Source organism: Pseudomonas sp. Arb-4-2C (genome assembly GCF_055755015.1).
In genome coordinates this window covers 3,177,013-3,198,684 of sequence record NZ_CM146899.1, presented here as the reverse complement: position 1 = coordinate 3,198,684, position 21,672 = coordinate 3,177,013, and the positions used below count along the sequence as shown (strand labels likewise).

Below are 21,672 nucleotides of genomic sequence, written 5' to 3'. Positions count from 1 at the left end.
TATTCCAGTGCGAATATTGATTTCTAGTCTTTGATTAGATCGTTCTTTAAAAATTTGGGTATGTGATAGAAAGATAGACTGGATAACACTTTCACTGGTGTTTATTCAGGCTAAGGTAAAATTTGTGAGTTTAATCGCGAATTTTCGGCGAATGTCGTCTTCACAGTATAACCAGATTGCTTGGGGTTATATGGTCAAGTGAAGAAGCGCATACGGTGGATGCCTTGGCAGTCAGAGGCGATGAAAGACGTGGTAGCCTGCGAAAAGCTTCGGGGAGTCGGCAAACAGACTTTGATCCGGAGATGTCTGAATGGGGGAACCCAGCCATCATAAGATGGTTATCTTGTACTGAATACATAGGTGCAAGAGGCGAACCAGGGGAACTGAAACATCTAAGTACCCTGAGGAAAAGAAATCAACCGAGATTCCCTTAGTAGTGGCGAGCGAACGGGGACTAGCCCTTAAGTGGCTTTGAGATTAGCGGAACGCTCTGGAAAGTGCGGCCATAGTGGGTGATAGCCCTGTACGCGAAAATCTCTTGGTCATGAAATCGAGTAGGACGGAGCACGAGAAACTTTGTCTGAATATGGGGGGACCATCCTCCAAGGCTAAATACTACTGACTGACCGATAGTGAACTAGTACCGTGAGGGAAAGGCGAAAAGAACCCCGGAGAGGGGAGTGAAATAGATCCTGAAACCGTATGCGTACAAGCAGTGGGAGCAGACTTTGTTCTGTGACTGCGTACCTTTTGTATAATGGGTCAGCGACTTATTTTCAGTGGCGAGCTTAACCGAATAGGGGAGGCGTAGCGAAAGCGAGTCTTAATAGGGCGTCTAGTCGCTGGGAATAGACCCGAAACCGGGCGATCTATCCATGGGCAGGTTGAAGGTTAGGTAACACTGACTGGAGGACCGAACCGACTACCGTTGAAAAGTTAGCGGATGACCTGTGGATCGGAGTGAAAGGCTAATCAAGCTCGGAGATAGCTGGTTCTCCTCGAAAGCTATTTAGGTAGCGCCTCATGTATCACTGTAGGGGGTAGAGCACTGTTTCGGCTAGGGGGTCATCCCGACTTACCAAACCGATGCAAACTCCGAATACCTACAAGTGCCGAGCATGGGAGACACACGGCGGGTGCTAACGTCCGTCGTGAAAAGGGAAACAACCCAGACCGTCAGCTAAGGTCCCAAAGTTATGGTTAAGTGGGAAACGATGTGGGAAGGCTTAGACAGCTAGGAGGTTGGCTTAGAAGCAGCCACCCTTTAAAGAAAGCGTAATAGCTCACTAGTCGAGTCGGCCTGCGCGGAAGATGTAACGGGGCTCAAACCATACACCGAAGCTACGGGTATCACGCAAGTGATGCGGTAGAGGAGCGTTCTGTAAGCCTGTGAAGGTGAGTTGAGAAGCTTGCTGGAGGTATCAGAAGTGCGAATGCTGACATGAGTAACGACAATGGGTGTGAAAAACACCCACGCCGAAAGACCAAGGTTTCCTGCGCAACGTTAATCGACGCAGGGTTAGTCGGTCCCTAAGGCGAGGCTGAAAAGCGTAGTCGATGGAAAACAGGTTAATATTCCTGTACTTCTGGTTATTGCGATGGAGGGACGGAGAAGGCTAGGCCAGCTTGGCGTTGGTTGTCCAAGTTTAAGGTGGTAGGCTGAGATCTTAGGTAAATCCGGGATCTTAAGGCCGAGAGCTGATGACGAGTTACCCTTTGGGTGACGAAGTGGTTGATGCCATGCTTCCAAGAAAAGCTTCTAAGCTTCAGGTAACCAGGAACCGTACCCCAAACCGACACAGGTGGTTGGGTAGAGAATACCAAGGCGCTTGAGAGAACTCGGGTGAAGGAACTAGGCAAAATGGCACCGTAACTTCGGGAGAAGGTGCGCCGGTGAGGGTGAAGGACTTGCTCCGTAAGCTCATGCCGGTCGAAGATACCAGGCCGCTGCGACTGTTTATTAAAAACACAGCACTCTGCAAACACGAAAGTGGACGTATAGGGTGTGACGCCTGCCCGGTGCCGGAAGGTTAATTGATGGGGTTAGCTAACGCGAAGCTCTTGATCGAAGCCCCGGTAAACGGCGGCCGTAACTATAACGGTCCTAAGGTAGCGAAATTCCTTGTCGGGTAAGTTCCGACCTGCACGAATGGCGTAACGATGGCGGCGCTGTCTCCACCCGAGACTCAGTGAAATTGAAATCGCTGTGAAGATGCAGTGTATCCGCGGCTAGACGGAAAGACCCCGTGAACCTTTACTATAGCTTTGCACTGGACTTTGAATTTGCTTGTGTAGGATAGGTGGGAGGCTTTGAAGCGTGGACGCCAGTTCGCGTGGAGCCATCCTTGAAATACCACCCTGGCAACTTTGAGGTTCTAACTCAGGTCCGTTATCCGGATCGAGGACAGTGTATGGTGGGTAGTTTGACTGGGGCGGTCTCCTCCTAAAGAGTAACGGAGGAGTACGAAGGTGCGCTCAGACCGGTCGGAAATCGGTCGTAGAGTATAAAGGCAAAAGCGCGCTTGACTGCGAGACAGACACGTCGAGCAGGTACGAAAGTAGGTCTTAGTGATCCGGTGGTTCTGTATGGAAGGGCCATCGCTCAACGGATAAAAGGTACTCCGGGGATAACAGGCTGATACCGCCCAAGAGTTCATATCGACGGCGGTGTTTGGCACCTCGATGTCGGCTCATCACATCCTGGGGCTGAAGCCGGTCCCAAGGGTATGGCTGTTCGCCATTTAAAGTGGTACGCGAGCTGGGTTTAGAACGTCGTGAGACAGTTCGGTCCCTATCTGCCGTGGACGTTTGAGATTTGAGAGGGGCTGCTCCTAGTACGAGAGGACCGGAGTGGACGAACCTCTGGTGTTCCGGTTGTCACGCCAGTGGCATTGCCGGGTAGCTATGTTCGGGAAAGATAACCGCTGAAAGCATCTAAGCGGGAAACTTGCCTCAAGATGAGATCTCACTGGAACCTTGAGTTCCCTGAAGGGCCGTCGAAGACTACGACGTTGATAGGTTGGGTGTGTAAGCGCTGTGAGGCGTTGAGCTAACCAATACTAATTGCCCGTGAGGCTTGACCATATAACACCCAAGCAATTTGCAGGCTTTGAGCTGAAAAGCGAAAGGTCACCAGATTGCGGTGTGTGAAGACGAAACGAACCGAAAGTTCGAGAGAAACACACAAACTATCGCATACCCAATTTGCTGAAGCGTCGAAAGACGAGTCGGCACACCGAATTTCTTGACGACCATAGAGCGTTGGAACCACCTGATCCCATCCCGAACTCAGAAGTGAAACGATGCATCGCCGATGGTAGTGTGGGGTTTCCCCATGTGAGAGTAGGTCATCGTCAAGATTAAATTCCGAAACCCCAATTGCGAAAGCAGTTGGGGTTTTGTTTTGCCTGCAGGAAAGTTTTTTACTTAGCCTGCGAACAAATTTGCACATTCCTTCCGCATCCAACAGACAACCCTCAAGTTGTAGCGATAACCGCGCGGCGTCGATCCGCCAATGTCTCCGGTATCGCCACCCACAGCAGCACAAACGCCACCCCGGCAATCATTGCCAGGGTCAGAAACGCCGCGCTATAACCGGCCTCTTGCACCACAAGTCCCGCCACGCTGCTGCTCAATGCCGCGCCAAGGCCGAACACGGTCGAGAGGGCGCCGAGACTGATGTTGAAGTGACCGGTGCCCAGTGTCAGGTCTTTCACCACTACCGGGAACAGCGCGCCGAAAACTCCAGCGCCAACGCCATCGAGCAACTGCACTGCGACCAGCCAGTAAGGATCGTCAGACAGCGTGTACAACACGCCGCGTAATGGCAGGATCAGAAAGCCTGCCAGCAGCAACGGTTTGCGCCCCCACACATCGGCTCTGGCCCCGACCAGCAACGCCACCGGCACCATTACCAATTGCGCAGCGACGATGCAGGCCGAGGTCAGTGGCGTGGCCATCTGCAAGTTCACTTGCGCCAGTTTTTGACTCACCAGCGGCAGCATCGCCGCGTTGGCCAAGTGGAACAGGGCGCAGCAGATGGCGAACATCAGCAGCGCCTTGTTGGTCAGCAGCACCGATAATCCTGAAGGTGCTTTGCTGTCTGTGGCGTCGCTCGGATCCAGGCCCCGGGCGAGATTGTGGTCGATGGCATTGGCAGGGACGAAACTCACAGCCACCACGCTGCCCAGTGCCATGACGGCCATCAGGTAGAACACCGCAACCGGGCCGAACAGGTAAGCGAAGCCTCCGGCCAGCAGCGCTGCGCAAGCGTTGCCAGCATGGTTGAACGTCTCATTGCGTCCGGTGCGCCGAGTGAATGCTCGGGGGCCGGTGATACCCAGGGTGATTGCCGAGATGGCCGGGGCGAACACCGACGCAGCAGCGGCACTCAAGGCTTGAGTGATCGCCACCAGGCTAAATGACGTGACGAAGGGCAGCACCACACAACTGCCGGTCACCAGCAGCGCGGCAATCGCGATCACCGCGCGTTTGCTGCGGGTGTTGTCGACGAGGGCTCCGGCGGGTGTCTGGGTGAGGAGGGCGGCGATGCCTGCGAGGGTCATCACCAGTCCGATGCTGGCCGGTTCCCAGTGATGCACTGCCAACAGGTAAATGGCGAGATACGGCCCGAGCCCGTCGCGCACATCGGCGAGGAAGAAGTTGAGGCTGTCCAACGAGAGATTGTGGCGACTATCGGAGTGATTGATCACGCTGGGATCTTCAATAATCGAGGTTCGGCGACATGACTCAACCTCCGCTAAAGTCAGTGACTTGTCGCCTGCGGATTTAGTTTCACACCGAGCGTAGGTGGCCATTCGAACCCGACTCGAGCGGCCACCTCATGACGTCAGTTAATGCGTGGATGCTGCTGCACCAACTCCTTGCGCTTGGCTTCCAGTTCGGCGATTTCGGCGTCAATATCTTCGATTTTCTGCTCGATGTTGTCGTGGTGCTCCTTGAGAAGTTCCTTGGCCTCCTCAAGGTCCGAGGCTGCCGGTGCGGCACCACGCAACGGTTTGTTGGCGGTCTCTTTCATGGTCACGCCGGTGATCAGGCCGACGACGGCAATCACCATCAGGTAGTAGGCCGGCATGTACAGGTTGTCGGTGCTTTCCACCAGCCAGGCCACGGCAGTCGGCGTCAAACCGGCGATCAGCACCGAGACGTTGAAGGCGGCGGCCAGTGCGCTGTAGCGAATGTGGGTGGGGAACATCGCCGGCAGGGTCGAGGCCATCACGCCGATAAAGAAGTTCAACAGCACGGCGAGGATCAGCAGGCCGGAAAAGATCAGGCCGATCTTGCCGCTGTTGATCAGCATGAACGCTGGAATCGCCAGCAGGAACAGGCCGATGCTACCGACAACGATGAAGGGTTTGCGGCCGATCTTGTCGCTGATAAAACCAATCGCCGGTTGCACGAAGAGCATGCCAACCATGATCGCGATGATGATCAGCACGCCACGGTTTTCGCTGTAGTGCAGGTTGTGCGACAGGTAGCTAGGCATGTAGGTCAGGAGCATGTAATAGGTGACATTGGTCACCGCTACCACGCCGATGCAGGTCATCAGGCTGCGCCAGTGCTTGGTCGCGACTTCTTTGAACGACACTTTCGGGCCGCCGGCCAGGCCTTCGCGATCACCTTCTTCGAGCTTCTCCACGTGCTGCTGAAACGCTGGAGTCTCTTCCAGCGCATGGCGCAGATAAAGGCCGATCATACCCAGCGGCAGCGCGAGGAAGAACGGCAGGCGCCAGCCCCATTCGAGGAATTTCTCTTCGCCGATGATCGTCGAAATCAGCACCACCACCCCGGCGCCAAGGACGAAACCTGCAATCGAACCGAAGTCCAGCCAACTGCCGAGGAAGCCGCGTTTACGGTCTGGCGCGTATTCGGCGACAAAAATCGACGCGCCGGTATACTCGCCGCCGACCGAGAAACCCTGGGCCATTTTCGCCAGCAACAACAGGATCGGCGCCCAGATGCCGATCGATTCATACGATGGAATCAAGCCGATGGCGAAGGTGCTTAGCGACATGATCACGATGGTCGCGGCCAGGACTTTCTGGCGCCCGTACTTGTCGCCCAGAGCACCGAAGAACAGGCCGCCCAGCGGGCGGATCAGAAATGGCACCGAGAAGGTCGCCAACGCTGCAATCATCTGCACGCCGGGATCGGCGCCGGGGAAGAAGATCTTGCCCAGCGCGTAGGCGACAAAGCCATAGACCCCGAAGTCAAACCACTCCATGGCATTACCCAGTGCGGCGGCGGTAATCGCCTTGCGCATCTTGGCGTCGTCGACAATGGTGATGTCTTTCAATCCGATGGGATTGACGGTGTTTTTCCTTGATTTCATGCGGGTCACTCATAGCTGAACGGATTCGATGCCATTGTTTTGCTGGCATAGGCTCTTTGCGTCAGATACAAGAAGACACGAAATAATTCACTGCTAATGGCATTTTTGTTATCCGGCTTCGCAGACGCACGGCGCGGCGCAGCGGTCCGCTCGGCCACCATTACGCAAAAGCACAAGACGTCAGGCTGAAAACCCGGATAATGGCCGCCAATTGTTTTTGCTCTCTGGTAAACCCGCATGGAAATCAAGGTCAACTTTCTCGACAACCTTCGACTTGAAGCCAAGTTCGACGACTTCACGGTGATCGCCGATCAGCCCATCCGCTACAAGGGCGATGGCTCGGCACCGGGGCCGTTCGACTACTTCCTGGCGTCGTCGGCCTTGTGCGCAGCTTACTTCGTGAAGCTGTACTGCGAAACGCGCAACATCCCGACCGACAATATTCGTCTGTCGCAGAACAATATCGTCGACCCGGAAAACCGCTACAACCAGATCTTCAAGATCCAGGTCGAATTGCCGGCAGACATCTCCGAGAAGGATCGTCTGGGCATCCTGCGTTCGATCGACCGCTGCACGGTGAAGAAGGTCGTGCAGACCGGCCCCGAGTTCGTGATCGAGGAAGTCGAGAACCTCGACGCCGATGCGCAGGCGCTGCTGATGCCGCATTCGACGTCGCAGGCAGGCACTTACATCGCCGGCAAGGATCTGCCGCTGGAGCAGACCATCGCCAACATGTCGGGGATTCTCGCCGATCTGGGCATGAAAATCGAAATCGCCTCGTGGCGCAACATCGTGCCCAACGTCTGGTCGCTGCACATCCGCGACGCGCACTCGCCGATGTGCTTCACCAACGGCAAGGGCGCGACAAAAGAGGGCGCGCTGGCCTCGGCTCTGGGCGAGTTCATCGAGCGCCTGAACTGTAACTTCTTCTACAACGACCAGTTCTGGGGCGAGGACATCGCCACCGCCGAGTTCGTGCATTACCCGAACGAGCGCTGGTTCAAGCCCGGCCCGAAAGACGAACTGCCGTCAGAGATTCTCGACGAATATTGCCTGGGCATTTACAACCGCGACGGCGAGCTAAAAGGCTCGCACCTGTACGACACCAACTCCGGCAACATCCAGCGCGGCATCTGCTCGCTGCCGTTCGTGCGGCAATCGGATGGCGAGGAGGTGTACTTCCCGTCCAACCTGATCGAAAACCTGTTTCTGAGCAACGGCATGAGCGCCGGCAATACCCTGGCCGAAGCGCAGGTGCAGTGCCTGTCGGAGATCTTCGAGCGGGCAGTCAAACGCGAGATTCTCGAAGGTGAAATGGCCTTGCCGGACGTGCCGCAAGAGGTGCTGGAAAAGTACCCGAGCATTCTCGCCGGGATCAAGGGGCTGGAAGAGCAGGGCTTCCCGGTACTGGTGAAAGATGCGTCGCTGGGCGGTGAGTTCCCGGTGATGTGCGTGACCCTCATGAACCCGCGCACCGGCGGTGTGTTCGCCTCGTTTGGCGCGCACCCAAGCCTGGAAGTAGCCCTGGAACGCAGCTTGACCGAGTTGCTGCAGGGCCGCAGTTTCGAGGGCTTGAACGACTTGCCGCAGCCGACCTTCTCCGGGCAGGCAGTGACCGAGCCTAACAACTTCGTCGAGCACTTCATCGACTCCAGTGGTGTGGTGTCGTGGCGTTTCTTCAGTGCCAAGGCCGACTTCGAATTCGTCGAGTGGGACTTCTCCGGTCAGGGCGAAAACTCCAATGCCGAAGAAGCCGCAACCCTCTTCGGCATCCTCGAAGACATGGGCAAAGAAGCGTACATGGCGGTCTACGACGACCTCGGTGCCAACGCTTGCCGGATCCTCGTGCCGGACTACTCGGAAATCTATCCGGTGGACGACCTGATCTGGGACAACACCAACAAGGCTTTGCAATTTCGCGCTGACATTCTCAACCTGCACAGTCTGAGCAAGGTTGGCCTGCGCAACCTGGCACAGGGTCTGGAAAACAGTGAGCTGGACGATTACACCGACATCACCACGCTGATCGGCATCGAGTTCGACGACAACACGCCATGGGGCAAATTGACGATTCTGGAGCTGCGTCTGCTGATCTATCTCGCCCTGCAGAAATTCGAACCGGCCAAAGACCTGGTCGAAGCCTTCCTGCAATACAACGACAACACCGTCGAACGCGGCTTGTTCTATCAGGCCGTGAATGTGTGCCTGGAAATGGAGCTGGATGAGGATCTGGAACTGGCCGATTACGAAGCCAACTTCCGCCGCATGTTCGGCGACGAGCGTATGGATGCGGCGATCGGTTCGGTCAACGGCAGCGTGCGTTTCTACGGGTTGACGCCGACCAGCATGAAGCTCGAAGGGCTGGATCGTCACCTGCGTCTGATCGACAGCTATAAGAAACTGCATGCGGCACGGGCCAATGCGGCAGGGTTGAATCGCTGATAGCAAGCCTCGTGGCGAGGGGATCTGTCCCCTCGCCGCAGTTGGTTTTGCCGCTCATGGATCATGGAGATTCAGGGATGGACGAGAAGGCAGTGAAGTCGACGCTGGTCAACTTTCTCGTGGCTGACGTTGAGATGGATTACCAAGGTGTCGGCGATTTTTACGATGCTGCCGGGGCATCGTTGCCTGCCCCGGCGCTTTCGCGAGCAGGCTCGCTCCCACAGTGGATCGTGTGTACGTCAGGATAACCTGCTCGCGAAGGGGACCTGTCAGTCGCCGTCATTCTTTTGCGAAACGAGCACCACTTGCGGAACATCGAATGGCTTGCTCAGTGAACCGATCCGACGCGCTGTGATCAACGTTTGCATTGCGCCTGCACCACTTGGCAGGTGTTCGGCGTACCTCCGGATCGGCTCGCATAACGCATGCAGTTATTCATCGATTTCTTGCGCGCCATGCTCAATGTGTCGCCCCAGGCCAAACCGCCTTCGCCGGAGGTGGGAACCGCTTTGGCGTAGCAGTTGGAGCCGTTGGTGGCGTAGCGCTTGCTTGAGCAGCCCGCTGTCAGCGCCAGGGTGGCGGCGAGCAGGGTGAGCAGGAGCCAGGACGAGCATTGGCGTGCGGTGATTACGGTCATCTGGGGTCCTCGTTAAGTCAGGCGCTTCAATTGCCTCGCTGACAGGCGTTGGCATTATCCGGCAATCGACACAAGGAAGGGGCCACTCGCAGCAAATGAAGCAATATGCGCTGTCAGTCACCCTCCTCATTGCCTGACCTGACGTACTCTCCCACATGGATCTCTGCTTGCCACCAACCCTGAGCCCACCACAGAAACCTGTAGGAGTGAGCCAGCTCGCGAAGAGGCCGTGTCAGTCGCCATCACTTTGACCGACAGATTGCCTTCGCGAGCAAGCCCGCTCCCACATTGGATCTCCGGAAGCCACCAACCCTGAGCCCACCGCAGAAACCTGTAGGAGCGGGTAGCCGCGAATGGGGTGGGTACTGTAGAAAACGTGCTTACCCATCCCCCCGTACACTCTGCTGCACAAATCGCTCGATCAACCACCGCGCCGCCGGCCCAGGTGGCAGGTCGGTGCGGTAGATAACGTCGAACGGATAAATTCCGCTCTGATACTCCGGCAGGTTCAAACGCACCAACCGACCGGACTGCAGGTCTTCCTCGACCATCGGCAACGGCATGTTCCCCCAGCCAATCCCCTCGCGCAGCAACATGTGTTTGGCCCCCAAATCCGCCAGGCGCCAGGTCCGATTACTGAGGACGGCGAAGTCGCGGTCCTTGGTCAGCAACGAACGGTCCGATAGCACCAGTTGTGTAAACTCACGCCCGGCGCCGGGGGCATTCGCCTCGCTCGCCGCCAGCGGATGATGCGGCGCTGCCACTGGAATCAACTCGACATTGCCTGCACCGATTCTCTCTATCGCCTCAATACCCTCATTCATCGGCCCACTCACGCCAATGATCGCGCCTCGATTGATCACCCGCTCAGTCACCGCCCCCAGCGCCTCCATGTGCAAGTGCAGGGCGACCGTGGGGAACGCCTCGCGAAAGGACTTCAACGCATCCACCACCCGCTGCGGCGGCAGCATCACGTCCAACACCACATGCACCTCAGCCTCCAGACCCTGCAACAAGCCTTTGACCTTGGCGCGCAAGCCGTGCACGCCGTTGGCGATGGTCCGGGCTTCAGCCAGCACCGTTCGGCCGGCCTCGGTCAGTTGCGGTTTGCGCGTGGTCTGACGATCGAACAGCGTCACCCCCAACTGCAGCTCCAGGTTGGCAATGGAATAGCTGATCACCGACGTCGCGCGGTGCAGTTTCCTCGCCGCAGCGGCAAAACTGCCCAGTTCAACCACCGTCAGAAAGACTCGCAGTTGATCCAGCGTCGGCGTGCCCGGGTCAGAAATCATGGCTGTTTCCTCGTCATATCCAGCGTACCGGTATCGTCGCTGAGGCTCATCAGCTTGTCTATTTAATAGAACAGCATGATCGAAATTAGTCGGCTATTCAGATTAGCTGGCCGAGCGCACCATTTCCTCACCTGGACGATTCATCTCGGATCGCCCCAAATTCAAAGGAAATACCGCCATGACCACTACCGCAAACATCGCTCAAGCCACCACAGAACAAAACCGCTCCGACGTCACCCAGGCCTCGGCCTCCTTGATCGGCCGCCTCTTGCTCAGCACCATCTTCATCCTCTCCGGTTTCTCCAAACTGGCGGCCCCGGCGATGATGATCGGCTACATCAGCTCTGTCGGCCTGCCATTGCCACAACTGGCGCTGGCTTTGGCAATCGTCGTTGAAATCGGTGGCGGCCTGGCGCTGATCGCCGGCTACCGCACCCGCACCGTTGCTGCTGTGCTGGCCGTGTTCAGCGTGGTTACCGCGCTGGCGTTCCACAGTGCGCTGGGCGATCAGAACCAGTTCATCCACTTCTTCAAGAACATCGCCATGGCCGGTGGCCTGTTGCAAGTGGTCGCGTTCGGCGCCGGTCGTTTCAGCCTTGACGCTCGTCGTCACTGATCACGCGCTATCCACTCCAACCGATCGAGGTCTCCCATGAAAGCCATCCGCGTGTACGAATACGGCAACCCCGAAGTGCTGCAACTGGAAGAGGTCGCCGACCCTGTGGCCGGCGCCGGTGAAGTGTTGATCGAAGTCGCCGGGGCAGGGGTCAACCCGATCGACTGGAAGGTGTTGTCCGGCGCGATGAAAGCGTTCATCCCGCTGCAGTTGCCATTTACCCCGGGCGTTGAAGTGTCCGGCAAGGTGACCGCTACCGGCCCCGGCGTGACCGAGTTCAAGATCGGCGATGAAGTGTTCGGCTTCATCAACATCGTCGGTGGCTACGCCAGCAAAGCCGTGGCCCCGGTGGCCAAACTGGCGCTGAAACCGCAATCGCTCAGCGCCTTGAAGGCGGGCGCCGTACCCGCCACCGCGCTCACTGCATGGCAGGCGTTGACCGAGCACGCCGGCGTTCAGCGTCGGCAGAAAGTGCTGATCCACGCTGCTGCCGGTGGCGTGGGCAGCATGGCGGTGCAGATCGCCAAATACCTGGGTGCCGAAGTCATCGCCACGGCATCGGCCAGCAACCACGCTTACTTGAAGCAACTTGGTGCTGATGACGTCATCGACTACACCACTCAGGCATTCGAGGAACGGGTGTCCGACGTCGACGTAGTGCTCGACCTGGTCGGCGGCGACACCCAGAACCGCTCGTTCCGCGTGTTGAAACGCGGGGGGCTGCTGGTCTCGCCGGTTAGTGCGCCGAGCATGACCCTGGCCAACGATTACGGCGTGACCCCGATCAACTTTGCCACTCGCTCCGATGGTGCGCAGTTGGCGCTGATCGCCGAACTGTTCGACCGCGGCCATCTCACGGTTGATGTCGAAGTGTTCCCGCTGAGCGAGGCGCAACGTGCGGTCGAGAAAAGCCAGAGTCGACGTGGCCGTGGCCGGTTGGTCCTTGATCCCACAAGGATCTGAGCCAGTCGCCAACCTGCGCTCATCACAAAACCCTGTGGGAGCGAGCCTGCTCGCGAAGGGGCCTTATCAGCCGACTCGCGTTGACTGGCCCACCGTTTTCGCGAGCAAGCCCGCTCCCACATTGGATCTCCGGCAGCCGCCAACCCTGAATTCACCAAAGTATCCTGGCCAACCGCCAATCCTGAGTTCAGCACATAAGCCTGTAGGAGTGAGCCTGCTCGCGAAGGGGCCAACGCAGTCGGTATCATCATCGCCTGACACACCGCTTTCGCGAGCAGGCTCGCTCCCACAGTAGGTCAGTCAGTTCGGTGGCCGCTGCGGTTTCACCGATGTGCCGAAGGTATTGCCCATCCGCGTCGCCGTGGCCGCCGGCGTCGCCAGTCCCACCTGATTCGGCGGTCGCTTGTTGACCGGCACATTCATCGCTTCCTGATTCTTCTGCGCAGCCGCCGCGCCATCGGGGTTGTTGCCCATCTGCTGGCTCAGGCAATCGTAATTCGGCGCCTTGTAACCGCCGACGGTCACCTCGACGCAACCCACTGCCTGCTCGGCATGCACGCCGCCCGACAGCGTCAACAACAGCCCGCTCAGCGCCAATGTCCACAGTGATTTCATGTGTGCCTCCTGGCCGGCCCGAAGGAGCCGCTCTAGCTCAAGAGTCTAGTGCAACGACGGCGCCGATCCCGTGATGGTTTTTTTGCAGTGGCCGTCACACCAGATTCATAAACAGCCCTCAGGATGACGGTTTTCAGGGATACATCAGCCGTGCAGCGAGGCCGTGCCAGGGAGGATGTTGTGCGCTCAGCGCTCGTGCGCCAGCTCTGTCTGGGGCTGCTGCTTGGCTTGTTTCTGAACCGCGCCAGCGCCGACCCGATGCCGGCGTCAATGCGCATGACCTTGCACATCCCGGCCCAGGAACTGGCCCGCGCCCTCGACCAGTTCAGCCGCGCCACCGGCATGGCGGTGCTGGTCGACAGTCAGTTGAGTCGCGGTCGACGCTCGTTGGCGGTGGATGGCGAATTCACCGCCGCCGAAGCGTTGCGCCGGATGCTCGGCGGCAGCGGGTTGATGGCCAAGTACAGCCGCGACGACGCGTTCACCTTGCAAGTGGCGCAGGTCGAGGAAGTGCCGTTGCCGACGGAGAAAGCGACCCCCGCCAGCGCAGCAGTCAACCGCAGTTACGCCACGGCGGTGCAGGCGGCCATCGAACGCAACCTGTGCCGCTCGCCGCTGACCCGGCCCGGCAGTTTTCGCGCGGTGTTGCAGTTGTGGATCGGACGCGACGGCGTGGTGCAGCACAACCGGTTGGTCACCTCGACCGGCGATGTTCGGCGCGATGCAGCGCTGGTAGACAGTTTTCACACGCTCAAAATCGACCGGCCGACACCCGGCGCATTGCGCCAGCCAGTCACCTTGCTGTTGTTACCCGAATCGTCAGGAAAGCGCATGGAATGCACACAATGGGAAGGAGTTTCCGGGGGATGAAAGACGCCGGACAAAGTTCGATGGTCCAGCTGTTCCTGACGTCCTACGAGGACTTTCGGGTGCGTCTGCGACGCCGTCTCGGCTCGGAGGACCTGGCCAACGACGTGCTGCACGAAACCTACCTGCGGGTCGACCGCATGGAAGCGCCGCCGAACCTGCTGCGGCCCAACGCTTACCTCTATCGCATGGCCCTGAACATCGCCGCCGACCGCCGCCAGGCCGATGCGCGGCTGCTCACCGGTAGCGAAGTCGAAGAGCTGCTGCAAGTCAGCGACGAAGCGCTGGACCCGATGCGCGTGGTCGGCGGCCAAAAGGAAATCCAGTCCCTGCTCAGCGCTCTCTACGAGCTGCCGGCCCGGCGCCGCCGGATCTTCATCGCCGCACGCCTGGAAGAAGCGCCGCACCTGGAAATCTCCCAGCGTTTCGGCATCTCCACGCGCATGGTCGAGAAGGAAATCAAGGCCGCCCTCGGACACTGCGCGGCCAAACTGGAAAGAAAAGTGTTTCAGCGGTTCGGTCGCGGGGCCGGAAAACCGTCTAGTGAATGAAGCTCCGATTTAGTGTCCCGATCAACCCGTCGAGTACCTGTGCGTTTGAACATCTTCCGTCTGACACCTGCCGAGCCCACGCCTACCGAGCGTCTGCAAAGCGAAGCCCGCGACTGGCTGATCCTGCTGACCTCCGGCCGCGCCACGGTCGCCGACGCCCGAGCGCTGCGCCAGTGGTGCGCGCAAAGCCCCGAACACGCCCGCGCCTTTGAAGAGTGCAAGGCGTTGTGGCACCTGCTGCAACCGGCGGCCGAAGCGACGCAGGCGCCACGCCGGTTTGGACGCCGGGCCTTTCTTGGCGGCGCGATTGCTGCTTCGGCCGCGTTTCTACTGGTACGCGGCACGATCCCGGGCGGGTTCTCCGGGCTCGGTGCGGATTACATCACCGAAGTCGGCCAGCAACGCCGCGTCGAACCGGCCGATGGTTTGAGCCTGGAATTGAACACCCAGACCCGCATCAACCAGCGCTCGGTGGATGAGGGCGTGCAGGGTTTTGAACTGGTCAGCGGCGAAGTCGAAGTACAGACCGCGCGGCTGCCGATGGCGATGCAGGCGGGTGGCGGATGGCTGCGGGCGAGCAGGGCGCGGTTCAACCTGCGTAACCTCGATCAACAGGTGTGCGTGACGTGCCTTGATGGCGCGGTGGATGTGGAAGTCGAAGGCCGCAGCCTGCGCCTGGAACCGGGCCAGCAACTGACCTATGACGCGCAACAGGTTGGCACGGTGCAAAGCGTCGACACGGCGGCGGTAACCAACTGGCGCCAGCAAATGCTGGTGTTCAACGGCGCGACCCTCAGCCAGATGATCGACGAGATCAACCGCTACCGCCCAGGCATGTTGCTGCTGCTCAACCGCGAACTCGGCCAGCGCAGAGTCCAGGCGCGTTTCAGCCTCGACCAACTGGCCGGCGTAGGCGCGCTGATCCGCGATGCCTACGGCGTCAAATGCACCGAACTACCGGGCGGCGTCGTAGTCCTCAGCTAACTAACACAACACTCACAAACACCCCAAAACCCTGTGGGAGCGGGCTTGCTCGCGAAAGCGTCGTGTCAGTCAATATATTCGCAGCTGATCCACCGCTTTCGCGAGCAAGTCGAATCGTCGCACCGCCGCTCCCGCAAAGGTATCGAGGTGACAGGGCTTACTCCAACGGCCCCATCACCTGCCGATACTTCTCCACCCCTTGCGGTGTCTCCCGAGTCAACCGCACCTCCAACCCCAACGGATCCTCCCGCCGATTCCCGCTCAACTGCCGCCACCCCTTATCCATCTCCCAAACCCGCACCTGCAAATCACTCACCTCACCCAAAACCGCCACCCCCGCCGTAGGCGCCGGCAACGGATACCGACTCCGCGCCGGCGCCACCGCGCGATACAACGTGTCCCCCTTGAGCCACCAGCGCACCCGCTGCAAAGCCCCCGGCTGATCCGCCGCGCTACGAATGATGTCCAGCCGAAACCCCTTGCTGTCACTGCTGCGCACCGTAAGCGCAGGCGTCGCCGTCGCCGGTTCATCCTCGGTGCCGACCTTCTTCGGCTCCGTCAGCTCGATCCCGGCGCGCATTTCCACATCCCGCTGCATCTGATTCAACGCCCGCAACAGGCTGTCGCTCTGCTCACCACTGGCCTGCAAATGACTGTCGGCGCGCGTGACACTGTCCAGCCCCTTCCAGGCAATCAGACTGACCACCGCCATCAACAAAATCGCGACCATCACCTCGATCAGCGTAAAACCTTGTTGTCTGTTCATTGCACGCTAATCCGGCCCGAGGCATCGCGCAGCACACTCAACCGATTGAGCCCGTCAGACAGCGTCAACTGCAGCGGCGGATTGATCCACTCCGCGTTGAGCACCACCTTCTGCTTTGGCTCCACCCGCACCTCCAGCTTCGGACTCTGCCAGGGACGCGGCCGCAACTGCGGGTCCCGATCGAAATGATCAAACCCCTTGCCACTGTCACTGCGCCGACTGAACCGAAACCCCTTGCCATCGCTCAACCACGCAATCGGCCGGCCATCCGCACGCGCCTCAGCCTGAGCAGTCTGCAGCAACTGCGCCACGCGCTCGGCATCCTTGCGCAGCAACTGCAACGGATCGGGCTTGATACTCAGACTGATCGCCGCACTGGCGATGCCGATGATCACCAGCACCACCATCAACTCGATCAGCGTAAAACCCTGCTGCCTGCACCGGTTCATCGAATGCGCACTCCCTTGCGTCCAGCCCCGTCCCAAAAAACCATCCTGCACGGCCAACATGTAAGGCGTGTGAAATAAAACCGTGAGAATTGCCGCGTAGTCTGGTCACCGGGACTAAAAGGAGATTCAGCCCATGAGATTCACCGCACGCTTTTCACCCCCCCAAATCATCCAGGCCGCCGCACTGTTGGCCGCCCTGGTCGGCATCGCCACCTGGTCATCCCTGCTCCTGACCACCGCCGAATCCCACACCCCGGCCGCCACCCCGCAACTGCTCGCGGCGCGTAGCGATAACCCCGCATTGCAGTGGTTTTCCAACCGCACGGCGCCGGTGGAGATCAAGGTGAGTGGCGTGATGGCGGGGAGTCGGGGGGCGGTGGCGATTTTGAGTTTGAACGATGGGCCGCCGAGGAGTTTTTTGCAGGGGGAGCGGGTGAGTCCTGGGGTGAAGTTGGTGGCGGTGGAGGGGGATGGGGTGGTGATTGAGCAGGGTGGGGAGAGGGTGAGGTTGGAGGTGGAGAGGTTGGGGGAGGGGGTGGAGATGCCTAGGTTGGTTAGGCCGTGAATTGAGGTTCTTAGGAGCTTGCCCCCGTGACAACAGACGCCCAGAACACAAGCAATTGAACGTGGCCATCAGCATTCGCCTACCGCGAGGTAGGGCTTGGCGAGAAGCAGAGGTTCGAAACACCTACTAGACTGGGGGCGATCTAAATCCACCATGGTAGGAATGGATAAATGATCGATCAGATAGATATCGTGAGTTTCGGCAGCTTTTCAGGCCTAGATTGGAAGAAAACGGTTAGAGATAGCGGAAAAAACGTTAAGACTTTTCAGCGTCTGAATATCCTCTATGGACGGAACTACTCGGGGAAGACCACCCTTTCTCGAGTGTTTCGCGCACTGGAGACACACAAACTCCCTCCTAACTATGTCGACTCATCCTTCACCATAACGGGCGACAAGGGCGCCGTCACCTGCTCAAGCCTACTGACACACAACTATGATGTGAGAGTCTACAACCGCGATTTCGTGACTGATAACCTCAGCTTCTTGGTTAATCAGGATGGCGGTGAAATTAAGACTTTCGCCATAGTCGGTGAGAAGAACAAAGAGATTGACGAGGCTATTGCTTCAATCGAGGCAAAACTTGGAAGCGTAGAGGCGAAGGCTGGCCTCCGCTTTGACCTTGAGGCAACGAGGAAAGAGCGCGATCGAACTAAATCCGAACACAATACTGCCTTCACCGCGCTGGAAGGAAAACTGCGTTCGCATGCCGCCGACAAAATCAAGAAGAACCTGCAATACGGCGTTCCCGTGTACAACATCGACCACATCAAGCGAGACATTGCCGCCTCCAGAGAGGTTGGCTTTGTCTCGCTGACGCTTCAGGAAAAGGCCGACAGACTCGCACTACTCAAGCAAGAAGCTTTACCTGACATAACGGACACGTTTGCCATAGCGCTAAAGTTTGATTCATTAATAGGCCAAGCAGAGCCAATCCTATCCAAAACTATTACGCCAACCAGGCCCATTCAAGAATTACTGAACGACAGTGTATTGCAGCTATGGGTTAAGCAAGGTATCACCCATCACCGCGATAAACGCGAAGTCTGTGCCTTCTGCCGGCAGAGTTTGCCTAATGACATTTGGCAGAGGCTAGATGAGCATTTCAGCAAGGAGTCTGGTGATCTTGAAGTCGCTCTAGATAATGCTATCAACTCAGTTAATGGCGAAATTGCGGCCGTCGCTGGATTTGTTTCGCTGAGAAATGATCAGTTTTATACTGAGGAACGCTCAGGCTTTGATACTAGTTACAAGGCGCTTACCGACGCACTGGGTATGTACAAAAAAGACACGGAAGCGCTAAGGGAAGCGCTAGAGGCACGGAAAAGTAACTTGTTTCACGCGGTCAAACTTCCACCGTCATTGCATGATTCTGAAGAAATTCAGAAGCATGTGGATGCCATCAATAACTTGATTTCGAAAAACAATGGCAAGACAAAAACTTTAGAGAACGACAAGGCAGCTGCCAGAAATGCGCTTCGACTGGCTGACGTTTTTACGTTTGCTGACACTATTACCTATGAATCGGAATCTGCCCGCATAGCAAAGCTAAAATATAGCGCTGATGCTGCCAGTACGAAATATGCGAACGCAGAGAATGAAATTCGTAACTCCGAGGCTGAAGTCCTAACGTTAAGATCTAAGCAGAAAGACGAGCGCAAAGGAGCCGATCGAGTTAACTCTCTGCTCAATAATTTCTTCGGACATGATGGCCTTAAGCTTGAGCCTCGTGATAGTGCAGACAAGGCAACTGTTAAGTTTGAGATAACACGAGACGGAAAGGCTGCGTATAATTTGAGCGAAGGTGAATGTAGTTTGATTGCCTTTTGCTATTTTATTGCCAAGTTAGATGGTCCAGAAAGTAAAGATAAAGAACTAATAATATATATTGATGACCCAATTTCAAGTCTAGATAGCAATCATATATTTTTTATGTTCAGTCTGATTGAGAGTCTGATCGCGAAACCATTTAAGAAATCCGATGGTTCAAATGGTTACCGTTATCAGCAACTTTTCATTTCAACACATAATTTGGATTTTTTGAAATACCTCAAGCGCCTATCCATACCAACGAAGAAAATACCTGCGGGTGAAGGTAAGACCAAAAATGCTTACGATCACGAGCACTTTATGATAGAGCGCAACGGGGCGCTGAGCAATATTTTGCTTATGCCCTCTTATCTCAAAGACTACATAACTGAGTTTCACTACCTGTTTCATCAAATCTATAAGTGCAAAGACCAGGCTGCTGCACAAATTAGCCATGAACCATTTTTTGGGTTTGGAAATAATTTGCGAAAATTCCTTGAGGCATTTCTTTTCTTTAAATATCCCTACCATGACGACAGAAATGATGCTTTTGAACGGATAAAAAAATTTTTTGGAGAGGAGGAAGATACCGCTATTGCTCTCGTTAATCGTCTTAATAATGAGTTCTCTCACTTGGAAGCTGTTCCTGATAGAAGTTTTAAACCAGTAGAAATTCCGGAAATTGCCAAGGTGGCGAACTACGTGCTGGATAAGATATATGCCGCTGATTCTGTCCAGTATAACGCCCTCTTGAAGAGTATTGGCGAGTCCGAACGAGTTACTTGATATATAAATTGGGGTTGGTTTAAGTTCTGTAAATAAATCAACCCCACTTTAGTCGCTAGGCGGTAACGTCACCCTGATTGAAGACGAAATGTAGTTAACGCGGAAACATCCAAAGTCCTGGCCTAAAACCGGGGCAAGGTTAGTAGAGAAGGGCGCTATTCAGCGACCGAGCCAGGAGCTACTTGATATGACTGATACCGAAACGAGCGCACCAAAAAAACCATTTGAAGATCTACCCCTGCATCACTTGCTGTTTCTCAAGCTGCGGGATGGTGGCGATGCTGCCAAGGTCGCACCCGGTGTTGCCGAGATGCATGGCATCACTTTGTATGAGCTGAAGGCTCAGTGCCGCTTGGCTGCTGAGGAGCTGATCGCCGAGCGCGGGCACTTGTTGGTATATGAAGAGCCGGTATTGGCTTGGGCCAAATCGTAAAGGGTTCTGCCCATTCGGCCCGGTTCGCCGGGCCATCAAGGAAATTCCGGTCTCTAGGACAACGCAGAGGAAGCCATATGAGCGATAACCCGGATCTTATTATAACTGCCGACAATCCACGAACCGGGGAGACGGTATATGCCGAATTTGAGCGAGCCGAAGCCTACGCTTTGGCCCGATTAGTCAGGAGTTTGAATCTGGAAGATTGTCGTTCCAAAGCCGTCAGCGACGATGATGCACACCTGATGACGGAAGGGCTTGCAAAGCTCCGGAGCTTCTTCGTTACTGCCGGTGTAGCGCCGTGGTGAGTCATCGACTGAGTGGGGTTGGATCAACAGGAAAAAAGAGATCCAGAAAATAAATTAGTCCCTAATTTGGTTGAGAGGCGGACGGTCTCGAAAGAGTGGACTGATTATTTTTTATTAAAATATATCGGTCCGTTTAAATGGGGTTGCGGTGATGCCCCAAAAGAGAATTGTTTGCAGCTTGTTATGCTGTAGAAGAGGAGGTTCAATGCCTAGGCTTTCGGTAGAGACTAAAACGTGGCGTGCTCTGTTTGCGCGCTCAGGAAATAGATGTGCTTTTCCCGGTTGTACAGCACACCTTGTAAATGAAAAAAATCAGCTCGTTGCTCAGGTTTGCCATATTGAAGCCGCAGAAATAGGAGGGGAGCGCTATAACTCTAAGCAGAGCGACGAGCAACGTAGGCACTATGATAATTTAATTATTATGTGTTATCCGCACCATGTCGAGACTAACGACGTTCTCCTCTACCCGTCCTCCAGATTGTTCGAGTTCAAATTGCGCCACGAGGCGAGTCATACGCACAGTTCTTTCAAGATCGATGAATCTTTGTTGTTTAAAGTTATGCATGAAATGGAAGGTTACTGGCGAAAAATTGATCGCGTGCATCGGGCGAATCATTTAGTCAGTGATCTTGCTATTCCAATTGATGTTAATAGCGCCTACTCGAGTCTTGCGCAAGAGGCATACGCTCTTATAAAAAGGTTGTGCGAACATTCAGTCGCCATCGAAACAGCAGATAATCAGTTGCAGATCGAAATCCCGAAATTAATAGCGCGCATCGACTTGGAGGGCTTTTCTGCTGAAGATTTTAATAGCGAGTTGTTTTTTCTCGCCAATCATAATTGGGAGCTATTGAATTTAGGGGTGAACAATGCATTGGCTGAGCTTCGAGTTAGACTTGTACAGATGGAGGTTCGGTTTATTGAAGAGTACTTAAAAACTAATGGTGCGGATAATGGATCTAGAGTTCGTTTGGATGCACTGAAGGCCGAGTTTGAAGAGATAGCAACTCAAGCTGGATACGCGGACTAATAGTCTGTCCCACCTTGAAAAGGCGAAGGCTGATTTATAGTATGAAAGTTAATCGATTCTCTTTGAATTGAATGGCCCAATTACTGGGGGTTTGCGAGATGCTACGCGGAGTTGAGAATAGTGAGCTTTTCCGGAAGTACTACGAGATCTTGTGTACTCCAGAGGTTAAACACGCATTCTTGTACATGATTGGATGGGCATCAACGCT

General features: G+C 56.1%; 19 protein-coding genes and 2 rRNA genes. 14 read left to right on the top strand and 7 right to left on the bottom strand.

Going from position 1 to position 21,672, the window contains the following annotated elements; translation table 11 throughout:
• Positions 1 to 192: 192 nt before the first annotated feature.
• Both AC0J41_RS14165 and rrf read left to right on the top strand, forming a co-directional pair.
• A 23S ribosomal RNA gene (locus tag AC0J41_RS14165) occupies positions 193 to 3,084 on the top strand.
• A 159-nt stretch (positions 3,085 to 3,243) separates the two neighbouring features.
• Positions 3,244 to 3,359: ribosomal RNA gene (gene rrf / locus AC0J41_RS14160) — 5S ribosomal RNA — on the top strand.
• A 117-nt stretch (positions 3,360 to 3,476) separates the two neighbouring features.
• On the opposite strand, the gene AC0J41_RS14155 is transcribed toward rrf, so the two are convergent.
• Together AC0J41_RS14155 and proP are read right to left on the bottom strand one after the other, a co-directional pair.
• The gene (locus tag AC0J41_RS14155; protein ID WP_025109816.1) at positions 3,477 to 4,712 is read right to left on the bottom strand and encodes an MFS transporter; all 1,236 of its coding nucleotides are present in this window, start codon (positions 4,710 to 4,712) and stop codon (positions 3,477 to 3,479) included.
• A 137-nt stretch (positions 4,713 to 4,849) separates the two neighbouring features.
• On the bottom strand, positions 4,850 to 6,352 hold the full coding sequence (proP, locus tag AC0J41_RS14150) for a glycine betaine/L-proline transporter ProP (RefSeq protein WP_025109817.1): 1,503 nt from the start codon (positions 6,350 to 6,352) through the stop codon (positions 4,850 to 4,852).
• A gap of 237 nt (positions 6,353 to 6,589) precedes the next feature.
• Between proP and AC0J41_RS14145 the strand changes: the two genes are divergently transcribed.
• Positions 6,590 to 8,794 carry an OsmC domain/YcaO domain-containing protein gene (locus tag AC0J41_RS14145; RefSeq protein ID WP_473012759.1) on the top strand — a complete coding sequence of 735 codons (2,205 nt, stop codon included), beginning with the start codon at positions 6,590 to 6,592 and terminating at the stop codon, positions 8,792 to 8,794.
• A 77-nt stretch (positions 8,795 to 8,871) separates the two neighbouring features.
• Positions 8,872 to 9,042, top strand: coding sequence for a hypothetical protein (locus AC0J41_RS14140; protein WP_473012758.1), 171 nt, complete (start codon positions 8,872 to 8,874; stop codon positions 9,040 to 9,042).
• A gap of 107 nt (positions 9,043 to 9,149) precedes the next feature.
• On the opposite strand, the gene AC0J41_RS14135 is transcribed toward AC0J41_RS14140, so the two are convergent.
• Positions 9,150 to 9,431, bottom strand: coding sequence for a hypothetical protein (locus AC0J41_RS14135; RefSeq protein ID WP_473012757.1), 282 nt, complete (start codon positions 9,429 to 9,431; stop codon positions 9,150 to 9,152).
• Positions 9,432 to 9,811: 380 nt separating this feature from the next.
• Positions 9,812 to 10,723: a LysR family transcriptional regulator gene (locus AC0J41_RS14130; RefSeq protein WP_025109820.1), complete on the bottom strand. Its 912-nt coding sequence runs from the start codon at positions 10,721 to 10,723 to the stop codon at positions 9,812 to 9,814.
• A gap of 178 nt (positions 10,724 to 10,901) precedes the next feature.
• Between AC0J41_RS14130 and AC0J41_RS14125 the strand changes: the two genes are divergently transcribed.
• Both AC0J41_RS14125 and AC0J41_RS14120 read left to right on the top strand, forming a co-directional pair.
• A complete protein-coding gene (locus tag AC0J41_RS14125) occupies positions 10,902 to 11,339 on the top strand; it encodes a DoxX family protein (protein WP_473012756.1) in 438 nt (145 codons plus the stop codon).
• Positions 11,340 to 11,375: 36 nt separating this feature from the next.
• Positions 11,376 to 12,302, top strand: a complete 927-nt coding sequence (locus AC0J41_RS14120) for an NADP-dependent oxidoreductase (RefSeq protein WP_473012755.1) — start codon at positions 11,376 to 11,378, stop codon at positions 12,300 to 12,302.
• Positions 12,303 to 12,602: 300 nt separating this feature from the next.
• Here AC0J41_RS14120 and AC0J41_RS14115 read toward each other — a convergent pair whose 3' ends face one another.
• Positions 12,603 to 12,917, bottom strand: coding sequence for a hypothetical protein (locus AC0J41_RS14115; RefSeq protein WP_273539868.1), 315 nt, complete (start codon positions 12,915 to 12,917; stop codon positions 12,603 to 12,605).
• Between the two features lie 123 nt (positions 12,918 to 13,040).
• Between AC0J41_RS14115 and AC0J41_RS14110 the strand changes: the two genes are divergently transcribed.
• From AC0J41_RS14110 to AC0J41_RS14100, 3 genes are read left to right on the top strand one after another with little or no spacing between them, the layout of a single operon-like run.
• On the top strand, positions 13,041 to 13,787 hold the full coding sequence (locus AC0J41_RS14110) for an STN domain-containing protein (protein ID WP_473012754.1): 747 nt from the start codon (positions 13,041 to 13,043) through the stop codon (positions 13,785 to 13,787).
• A complete protein-coding gene (locus AC0J41_RS14105) occupies positions 13,784 to 14,335 on the top strand; it encodes an RNA polymerase sigma factor (protein ID WP_011334580.1) in 552 nt (183 codons plus the stop codon). The genes AC0J41_RS14110 and AC0J41_RS14105 overlap by 4 nt, the downstream gene beginning before the upstream one ends.
• Before the next feature lie 45 nt (positions 14,336 to 14,380).
• Positions 14,381 to 15,319 carry a FecR family protein gene (locus tag AC0J41_RS14100; protein WP_473016004.1) on the top strand — a complete coding sequence of 313 codons (939 nt, stop codon included), beginning with the start codon at positions 14,381 to 14,383 and terminating at the stop codon, positions 15,317 to 15,319.
• 157 nt (positions 15,320 to 15,476) lie between these two features.
• Here the strand turns inward: AC0J41_RS14100 and AC0J41_RS14095 are convergent, their stop codons facing one another.
• Positions 15,477 to 16,085 (bottom strand): prepilin-type N-terminal cleavage/methylation domain-containing protein, encoded by a 609-nt coding sequence (locus AC0J41_RS14095; RefSeq protein ID WP_473012753.1) that lies wholly within the window; start codon positions 16,083 to 16,085, stop codon positions 15,477 to 15,479.
• Positions 16,082 to 16,534: a type II secretion system minor pseudopilin GspH gene (gene gspH / locus AC0J41_RS14090; RefSeq protein ID WP_473012752.1), complete on the bottom strand. Its 453-nt coding sequence runs from the start codon at positions 16,532 to 16,534 to the stop codon at positions 16,082 to 16,084. The genes AC0J41_RS14095 and gspH overlap by 4 nt, the downstream gene beginning before the upstream one ends.
• 133 nt (positions 16,535 to 16,667) lie before the next feature.
• Between gspH and AC0J41_RS14085 the strand changes: the two genes are divergently transcribed.
• The 5 genes from AC0J41_RS14085 (at position 16,668) to AC0J41_RS14065 (ending at position 21,464) form a co-directional block, all read left to right on the top strand.
• The gene (locus AC0J41_RS14085) at positions 16,668 to 17,099 is read left to right on the top strand and encodes a type II secretion system protein N (protein ID WP_210710836.1); all 432 of its coding nucleotides are present in this window, start codon (positions 16,668 to 16,670) and stop codon (positions 17,097 to 17,099) included.
• A 170-nt stretch (positions 17,100 to 17,269) separates the two neighbouring features.
• Positions 17,270 to 19,693: an AAA family ATPase gene (locus AC0J41_RS14080; RefSeq protein WP_473012751.1), complete on the top strand. Its 2,424-nt coding sequence runs from the start codon at positions 17,270 to 17,272 to the stop codon at positions 19,691 to 19,693.
• Between the two features lie 187 nt (positions 19,694 to 19,880).
• Entirely contained in the window at positions 19,881 to 20,126 is a 246-nt protein-coding gene (locus AC0J41_RS14075; protein ID WP_473012750.1) for a hypothetical protein, read from the top strand.
• A 77-nt stretch (positions 20,127 to 20,203) separates the two neighbouring features.
• Complete coding sequence (locus AC0J41_RS14070) at positions 20,204 to 20,434, top strand: DUF7706 family protein (RefSeq protein WP_473012749.1); 231 nt, start codon at positions 20,204 to 20,206, stop codon at positions 20,432 to 20,434.
• Positions 20,435 to 20,639: 205 nt separating this feature from the next.
• Positions 20,640 to 21,464, top strand: coding sequence for a hypothetical protein (locus tag AC0J41_RS14065; RefSeq protein ID WP_473012748.1), 825 nt, complete (start codon positions 20,640 to 20,642; stop codon positions 21,462 to 21,464).
• Positions 21,465 to 21,672: the final 208 nt, after the last annotated feature.